The following is an 8,263-nucleotide window of genomic DNA, read 5'->3' as shown; positions in this document are numbered from 1 at the left end:
AATGCATGCATTCAACAGAACATCCGAAGATGGAAAGAAAGTATTCAGCAAATGGTCTAACCTGAAAAAGGCTACCGTTAAATAATCCATTTGGGTAAATAATACAGATTCCTAAAAAGAAGGCTCCAATCGAGAAGATTGGAGCCTTTCTTTTTAGATAAAAGTTCCAAAATAATAAAAATATGCTACAAGAGCAAGATAAAACTTAGAAAAAAATCTCTTTGATGCTGATTACTTTTCTTTTTATCTCTTGACATATGCAATATGTAGATGATATAATAATTATCAAATAAACATCTGATAATTATTAAGAATGGGGGATTTTCATGAAACAGAAACTTGGTCCAAAACACCGTTTGATGGCATACGTTCTCAGTACAGATGCCGATTTAAACAGTAACAAAAATATCACACAAAAAGAAATTGGGCATCTTTTTGGGGTTTCACAGTCTACAATAGCACAAGCTGTGAAAGAGACAAAATTACAATTGAAAATTCATGAATTAGAAGAAGAATTATCACAAGCCAAAAGTGATGTTGTAGAAATGGAAGATGTGAAAAAATTGGGAATTCCTGATTTTGTTGAATCAAAATATAAGAGGAAACCTTGAAAAGTTAGTTAAGCGGATATTCGCAATCCGCTTCGCTATTTACAGTCATAACCAAATAACTGATCTGTTCCGCAGTGTATCAGAAAGAGCTTGTACTCCTTCTGATACAAGCAAGTTCCCCACTGCTTATTGCTTTTCGCAATTGAAGTAGGAGACTTGCTCGATTTGGTTAAATACAATTATGAATCTAAGAAGAAAGGAATTTAAAAGAATGGAAAAATATAAAAATTTTAATTCCGATGATGAACATGAAAATTATTCAAATAATCTATTTGACGATATAGATATTGATACAGAAAAGGAAAATATGCTGTCTCAACTTCGTAATTTTCGTGATGAAGACGAATTAGATGTTGATGAAGATTCATCGTATGAGGAAATAAAAGAAATATTCGATGAAATGCAGGAAGAAAACGAGATTGGATATGATGCTCTCTTTCCTAATGGAAGAGATTTCGATTCAGAAGATGAAGATTGGTGAATATAAAGTAGTAGTATAAAACAGTTTGTTTTTGGTAAAAGTTCAGATATAACACTTTTTATCAAAAAGTATTTTTTCAGTCTGTCACTAATCAAATTTATCAAGTTTTATGTCATTATCATTTTTGTATAATCCGGCAGTTTTCCTGCCGGATTGTCTGTTTCATTTCAACACATTGAGAACTGCTCGAAGTCTAGCCGCCGAAAGAATTCGGAAAGCAAATAATTTCTACATAAATAAACCTGAAGTTTTTGTAAAATAACATCTATATTTTCTCAGAGCTATTCAAACCATGAGGTTTATTCTTATATCGTCTATTTCTCTCAAGAAATATGGTCAGACTTCAAACAGAATCAAAGGTTAAAAAGATCACTATGTGTACCCGTACGAGAAAGCGTAAGGACAAGAACCTCTTCTTCATAACGATAAATTAAAAGCCAATCCGGCTGAATGTGGCATTCTCTGTGTCCTGTCCAGTTTCCTGATAAGGAATGATCCTTGTGTTTGGGGTCAAGTGTTTCACCATTGGCAAGTTTGGTAACAATATCTTTTAGAAGATTGAGATTCAGTCCACGGCGTTTGGCTAATTTGTAATCTTTTTTAAATTGAGTGGTGTTTTTAATTTCATATTTTGTCATGCATCAAGATCTGCAAAAAATTCATCGACATCATGGTATCCTTTAACAGTAGGATCTTTTGCAATCCTTTCTGCCTCGAGCATTGCTGAGACGGTTTCTTTATTGGGTGTTCCCTCAGTGATTCTAAAAGGGATACCTCTTTCACGAAGAGACTGTCTGACAAAAATATTAAATGCTGTACTTAAATTCATGCCAAGTTCTTCATAAAGTGCTTCAGCAGCAGCTTTGAGATCGCTGTCCATACGGATACTAATATTACTTGTTGTTGATTTAGCCATAATATCACTCCTTTCATTAACATTATATATTTATTGCACGAAAAATACAATGCAATGCACAAAAATAATATTATTTTATCTTGCTTAAATCTGAACATTGAAAAAATCACATATCATAATCTAAATCTTTTATTCATAATTGAATTCCTGACCACAATCGTCGATGGCATAATAATCGGTTCTGCAGGCACAACATTACATCTCTGTTCGATCATATCACACACCAAATTTGCAGCCGTCTCTCCAAGTTTTCGGCGGGGATGTTGGACTGAGGTGAGGTAGCAATCGCCATCCAGTTTGATATTCTGATTATCAAATCCCACAATTGACAAATCCTGCGGAACGCGGATTCCTTTTTGGCTGAGATCGTGATAGATTTCTTCTGCCAGCATATCGTTGTAGCAGACGAGAGCTGTACATTCCATTAGATCATCAAGAGAATACTCAAGACTATATTTATTCTGGATCCACATTTCATGGTTGGAATGAAACCACCAGATATGACGGTCATCAACCTGCAGTCCTGCTTCGAAGAGTGTTTCTGCATATCCCTGGAATCTTCGGATTCCCTGCAGATCGTCTTCTTTAAATATCCCTGCAATCTTTGTATGTCCCGCGTCCAGAAGCATTTGCGTAAGCTTTTTACTGGCCTGGATATCGTCCATTAATACGCATGGCGTCTGCAGTCCATTGTAATAATTATGGATAAATACAACAGGAATTCCCTGGCGGATAAGGTTCTGGTAATGGCGGATATAGGGATTTGGCAATGCAGATTTTGTTCCTTCAACAATCAGACCTGAGATCTTTTCCGGCGGCATTAATTCCAGACATTTTCCTTCCAGTTCAAATGAATTCTGAGTAATAGAAAGCTGCATTCCGTACCCACGCTCCATCAGAATCTGCTCGCAACCCATAGTAATACTGGAAAAAACATGGCTATGCGTATAAGACAGGATAACACCTACATTCTTTGCTTTATGTGATGTGATCTGCTTTTTCACAAAATTTCCGCTTCCACGGACGCTGTAAGTATATTCTTGTTTTTCGAGCAACTCATACGCCCTGCGGATGCTCTGGCGGCTGAGGCGATATTTGTTACAGAGAAAATTTTCGCTGGGAAATTTGTCTCCATACTGGTATTCACCATTATCGATCTGAAATTTTATTTTTTCTGCTACAATCTGATATTTGAAGTTTGTCATTCTACATCACCAATAGCCCGCACCAAAATAGTGCGGGCTGTATTCCTTTTAATATAACTTAAATATTCTTGCTGTTTTTGCTTCTTCCAGTAAGAAAGAAATCGTATGATTTTCATTTATATAAGCACAGTCCAGAGTATTTTGTGGATAGACTGGCTCTACGTGCTGATATTTCTGCAATTCTTCTTTTAATGGCACATTGAGGATTTTTTCACCGGAAATTCTCCAAACTGCAATATACGCACAATTGTCACATTCCAATCCAAAAGTAAACCATGGGTCTTCGAATTTCGGGATTCCTGTCAGCCAGAATGGAAGTCCTTCCTTGATGTCATTTCGAATCATTTTATAAACTTCAATTCCATTTTTCACCAGATTAAACTGATTAGCCGGAAGGGTCGCCAGATGTCCGCTCTGGTGAATTCGAAGCATCATTGCATTAACCATATTCATGATCGTTTCTTCCGGGTCAGCGCCGGATAAAGGATAGGACCAGATTGCGCACTGTTCCGGAGTAAGCGCTGTCGCACAGGATGCTGCAATCGCTGCATTTTTTATGTAATCTGTCTGGTCGCTGGATGACTGGATACTGTGGCGGCTAAGCATCGCATAATCCATTCTCATACCGCCAGAACCACAGTTTTCAATGATCAGATCCGGATATTTGACAAAAATGGAATCCAGCCATGCAAGATATGCACGGTTATGTTCCAGGAGCCCATCTCCAAGGCTGTCGGAATCTACCTCCGTACCGATTCCGCTGTTGATATTATAGTCCATTTTGATATAGCCGACACCATATTCATTTACCATTCTGTCAATTACAGAAGTTGCATAGTCCTGCACTTCCGGATTTCTGAAATCCAACTGATATCTGCACTGGTCGGATACAATCTTTCCATGTCTTCTGAAAAACCAGCTCTTCGGAATCTTGTCGATATTTGGGCAGTCAAAACCAACTGTTTCAATTTCCAGCCAAAGACCAGGAATTATACCTTTTTCGCGGATATATTTAATTGGTTTCTCAATGCCTCCCGGATATCTCTGCGCAGAAGGTTTCCATTCACCTACGCCAGCCCACCAGTTAGTGTCCGTGTACCATCCACAGTCAATGCAGAAATATTCGCATCCTGCATCTGCCGCTGCGTCAATAAGAGGAAGCAGTTTTTCTGTTGTAGAATCCCCAAACAGACAGTTCATGTAATCGTTAAAAATAACTGCAAGTTTTTCATTATCTTTATTAGGGCGGCGGATCTTACGGCGGTATTTCGTCATCTCTACAACTGCTTTTTCAAATCCTTCATTAACAACAGAGACGGCCGCCGGCACTGTGATAAAAGATTTACCCGGCTTCAGGCTTTTATGCCACTGGCTTTCCCATTCAGTAGGGCCGGATAACACGAAATATATTTCGCCGGATATTTCATTTCCGTCATTTGTGATCATCAGGTTATGGTCCTTTACTGTAGGGAACATTAATTCACTGCTCTCTGCAACTTCCCAGTACCAGGAGCCATTGTTCTCAATCTGTCAAAGAAATGTTGCACCGGTTTCTTCATTCTCAAGGCATCCCATAGGAAGAAATTCCTGGGTAGACCAGGAACCAAGATTCTGCTCATAAATACGTTTTGTAGACTGCGCAAGGTTGATCGGATTTAATCCCATTTCAGGCAGCGTGCGGGATTCCCAGCGGCACTCATCATACCATGAATTATGCGCTGTATGCAGACGCATTTTCCGGTTCCACGGTTTATTTCCGCCGACAGATGCATACTGGTATGCGAAAGAAGAAACATATTCAATCTCCCGTGTTTGCTCACTTTGATTCGTCACTTCTGTCCAGGAACGTATTGTCTGAACATTATCATAAAACTGATAATGACTGATCAGCTGCAGACCCTGATAATCCTGCACAATTTCAAGTTTTCGACCTTTTTCATTTTTGTAATCACGCATCTCACGATAGACAGCCCAACATCCGGGAACACTTCCTGTATGCTTTCTTCCGCGGTGATCTGCGCTGCCATATCCTGTTTCCTGATATTGCACCAGATATCCATTTTCCCATGCATTTTCCGGCATTGCTTTTTCATTAAACGGAGCCGTTCCAAGATGGATCAGACGGATCTTTTCATCGTCGATCAGAGCAAATACCATATAAATTCCATTTTCATTAATCTTAATAAGTCGAGTCATTGTTGTCCTCCTTTACATTCTGTTAAGTACAACTACAATACAACTTGACAATTGGCCGATTGTCTGAAGAAATATGTTTTAGTGATTATACTTATATATTAGAATATATAGGGAGATTTTCAATGGAATTTGTCTAATAACTTGTATTGATTCGAAGAAAAAGAAAAAATATTTGTACTTTTATTTGTTCGATATGGTGAAATTTTTAGCCATAGGGCGTTCAAAATAAAGCGCTCCTCTTTTCTGTAAATAGTCTACTCTGTAATATAATATTTTTTTACATTATCCCTCAATTTCTCAAATAAAGGATAATAGACATTAATAATATCCTGAAATTTTTCAGCTGCAAAAGTGCCGTCATAATCATGTGCAAGTTGATTTCTTGCACGCAACATCTGGAGCCATCTGTCATCGTCAATTATTTTATTAGTAAAAGACTGATGTAAAGTTTCCCTTGGTGATCCAATTGCAAAATCCAAAATGCCAAGCTGTTTAATAAGGATATCCTTCATTACTTTCCAGGAAATATCAAAAGTCAGGTTAAAATTCAACACAGTACCTTCCAGTACAAAATCTGCCTTCGGATCAGCATGTCTGCTCTTTTCAAGATTTTTCAGGCTGCTACAAAAAGTATTATAACGATTAATATATTTGCTTTCCATATTTCTCAATATCCTCCTTCAAGAATTTATTTTTTATACTTTCATATTCAAAAATATCAATTTTTCGAAGTGTATCAATATCTGCCAGTTCATCTTCCAGATGCAGGATATCCTTACATCCATATACAACAAAATCAATATCACTGGTCGGTGTCGCTGTCCCTGTTGCAAAAGATCCGAACAGATCTAAACGCTGTACACCGTTTCTTTTACATATTTGAGATACCTGATCAATTAAATCTGAAATTGGCATTACATTCAATGGTCTCACTCCTTTTTACTGCAGGTAATTCGATAATACTCTCTTTCAGTCCTTTATAATTTATAACAATATAATCCATAAACAAAAATCATTTTTTTTCAACTAATTCCTGTTATTTTCTGTTTATAGGAATTATAACATTGTTTAGACGCTATTGTCAGTATAAAGATTTCGACAGCGAAATTCCCCTTAGTGAATTACTCGGCAACTAAGTTACCAGAGCATCTGAATTAAAGCGGGATACCGCCTTTTTTCAGGGTGCATCCATGGCACCACTACTGTTTGCTCTTTAGAGCTATACAGCTACTTTTATTATTTCCGGTGTTTTCAGTCCGGTTACGGACAGTTCTTTTTTTACTCCGGATACGGAGTGATATTTTCTCAGGATATTATATGCGCCTACCGCATCTGCATTATAGACTCTGTTTCCATCTCTGTACAACCCTCTCTCTTTCCGGTTGGACGGTTCTGCATATCTTTTCCCTACTTCCGGTGACAGCGGACTGCACTGGCTGGTATAACTTTCTTCCTGTTTTACAAAACGGATCCCATATCTTTTCAGCTTATATTCCAGCATGATGTAGATCCTGTTATACGGCAGGCTGTGGAACTTCTGGTTTGTCCTGTGTCCCAGGTCTTTTTCTCTCCGGATGTTCCGGATATCCCCTGTAACGACACAGGTGATCCCCTGTTGCCGGCAGTATTCTGCAAGATATCTTGTGACTTTGTGCAGATAATCCGTTACTGAGTCATGTTTTCTCTTATATAACTTCCTGATATGTTTTGATGTGACCGGATGCTTGACTCCCTTTCCGGACTGCTGTCCATACCACTGGGCCTGCACCCTTGCGATTTCTTTATGGAAATATCTTTCCAGTTCAAGGTACTTCCTGCCCAGAATAAACGTCTTCCCATTTTCGGAATCATAACACGTCATAAGATTGTGAAGCCCCAGATCAATAGCCAGTTCATGTCCGTTCTGTGGAAGTTCTTCCTGGTCAGGAACTTCATAAACAACGATAATTTTACAGCTTTCCTTCTCCGGCGGGTAGATCCGCAGCTGTTTGATCTGATCCATGCCCCTGAAAATCTTATTTTCAAGGTAAAGAAAGTTTTCATGGATCTGATATGTTTCTTCCATATATTTTTTTAATGCCTTTGGAAGGGACAGGCGGACTCTGTCCGTATCCCGATCATGCACGATCCCCATCTGCATATAGGTAATGGGGATACTTTCCTGCTTAAACCGCGGCGGTCTGGGAGTCTCGATCCCCCCTGATCTTTTCAGAGCATAAAAAGACTTCCATGCCTTGTCCAGCAGCTTACAGACTTCCTGGGCAGTCTGGGACGGGAGCTGTTTATACCACAGATCCTCTTTATGGGCTTTTTTCTGATAATACCAGTCCGGATACTGCTCCATCCCTGTTTCTTTGTAATGCTGACGCTCGTAATTACAGACATTCCAAAGCTTGGATGCTGCATAGCACATATGCCCGATGAGATTCGCATATTCCCGGCTGACCTTTATGGATGTTTTCTTTGACAGCAGCATTTCCTCTCCTCCATAGTATCAGTAAGCTTTACTCTGATGTTCGATGTACCTGCGAATACGATTTTCTCCCTGCATTTAATATCTTCTGTTGGTATTTTTTACTGTCCATACCGTGGGATAATTAATATTACACGCAAGCACAGCAATATGTATGATTATTTTTCATACATATATCATAGCATAATATGAAAGATTCAGCAACAAAATATCGAACATATTTTCTTTTTATAATGCCGGATATAGCTTTAAAAGCGGTTAAGGTTAAATGTATTTTTAAATTCTACCTTGCAAGAGTAAATTCTATACCTGTAGAAATTACTTCTGCATGGATTTTTCCTTCTTCTTTTTATAAAATACTACTGCAGATGATCCCCTGCC

At 38.4% G+C, this 8,263-nt stretch carries 11 protein-coding genes; 3 read left to right on the top strand and 8 right to left on the bottom strand.

All coding sequences use genetic code 11. The features are described from left to right. The first annotated feature begins 326 nt into the window (after positions 1–326). Together KQI87_RS06050 and KQI87_RS06045 are read left to right on the top strand one after the other, a co-directional pair. On the top strand, positions 327–611 hold the full coding sequence (locus KQI87_RS06050) for a hypothetical protein (RefSeq protein ID WP_216459343.1): 285 nt from the start codon (positions 327–329) through the stop codon (positions 609–611). 211 nt (positions 612–822) lie between these two features. Further along, positions 823–1,092 carry a hypothetical protein gene (locus KQI87_RS06045; protein ID WP_216459342.1) on the top strand — a complete coding sequence of 90 codons (270 nt, stop codon included), beginning with the start codon at positions 823–825 and terminating at the stop codon, positions 1,090–1,092. A gap of 353 nt (positions 1,093–1,445) precedes the next feature. Here the strand turns inward: KQI87_RS06045 and KQI87_RS06040 are convergent, their stop codons facing one another. From KQI87_RS06040 to KQI87_RS06010, 8 genes are all read right to left on the bottom strand, one after another. Next, complete coding sequence (locus KQI87_RS06040; RefSeq protein ID WP_216459341.1) at positions 1,446–1,730, bottom strand: type II toxin-antitoxin system YafQ family toxin; 285 nt, start codon at positions 1,728–1,730, stop codon at positions 1,446–1,448. Then, the gene (locus tag KQI87_RS06035) at positions 1,727–2,008 is read right to left on the bottom strand and encodes a type II toxin-antitoxin system RelB/DinJ family antitoxin (RefSeq protein ID WP_216459340.1); all 282 of its coding nucleotides are present in this window, start codon (positions 2,006–2,008) and stop codon (positions 1,727–1,729) included. Before KQI87_RS06035 ends, KQI87_RS06040 begins: the two co-directional genes overlap by 4 nt. Before the next feature lie 113 nt (positions 2,009–2,121). Then, positions 2,122–3,213: a GntR family transcriptional regulator gene (locus KQI87_RS06030; RefSeq protein ID WP_216459339.1), complete on the bottom strand. Its 1,092-nt coding sequence runs from the start codon at positions 3,211–3,213 to the stop codon at positions 2,122–2,124. Positions 3,214–3,261: 48 nt separating this feature from the next. Beyond that, entirely contained in the window at positions 3,262–4,689 is a 1,428-nt protein-coding gene (locus tag KQI87_RS06025) for a glycoside hydrolase family 36 protein (protein ID WP_253292395.1), read from the bottom strand. Between the two features lie 54 nt (positions 4,690–4,743). Further along, complete coding sequence (locus KQI87_RS16540; RefSeq protein ID WP_253292394.1) at positions 4,744–5,409, bottom strand: hypothetical protein; 666 nt, start codon at positions 5,407–5,409, stop codon at positions 4,744–4,746. A 254-nt stretch (positions 5,410–5,663) separates the two neighbouring features. Continuing rightward, entirely contained in the window at positions 5,664–6,071 is a 408-nt protein-coding gene (locus tag KQI87_RS06020) for an HI0074 family nucleotidyltransferase substrate-binding subunit (protein ID WP_216459338.1), read from the bottom strand. Next, positions 6,052–6,324, bottom strand: a complete 273-nt coding sequence (locus tag KQI87_RS06015) for a nucleotidyltransferase family protein (protein ID WP_253292396.1) — start codon at positions 6,322–6,324, stop codon at positions 6,052–6,054. The genes KQI87_RS06020 and KQI87_RS06015 overlap by 20 nt, the downstream gene beginning before the upstream one ends. A 304-nt stretch (positions 6,325–6,628) precedes the next feature. Beyond that, entirely contained in the window at positions 6,629–7,885 is a 1,257-nt protein-coding gene (locus KQI87_RS06010; RefSeq protein ID WP_253292393.1) for an RNA-guided endonuclease InsQ/TnpB family protein, read from the bottom strand. Between the two features lie 185 nt (positions 7,886–8,070). On the opposite strand from KQI87_RS06010, the gene KQI87_RS06005 reads away from it, so the two are divergent. Then, on the top strand, positions 8,071–8,263 hold a 193-nt coding region (locus tag KQI87_RS06005; RefSeq protein ID WP_216459336.1), incomplete at its 3' end, for a hypothetical protein.

This window comes from Blautia sp. MSJ-9, from assembly GCF_018919065.1.
Taxonomy (GTDB): Bacteria; Bacillota; Clostridia; order Lachnospirales; family Lachnospiraceae; genus Blautia_A.
This window is presented reverse-complemented; position numbering and strand designations above follow the sequence as displayed.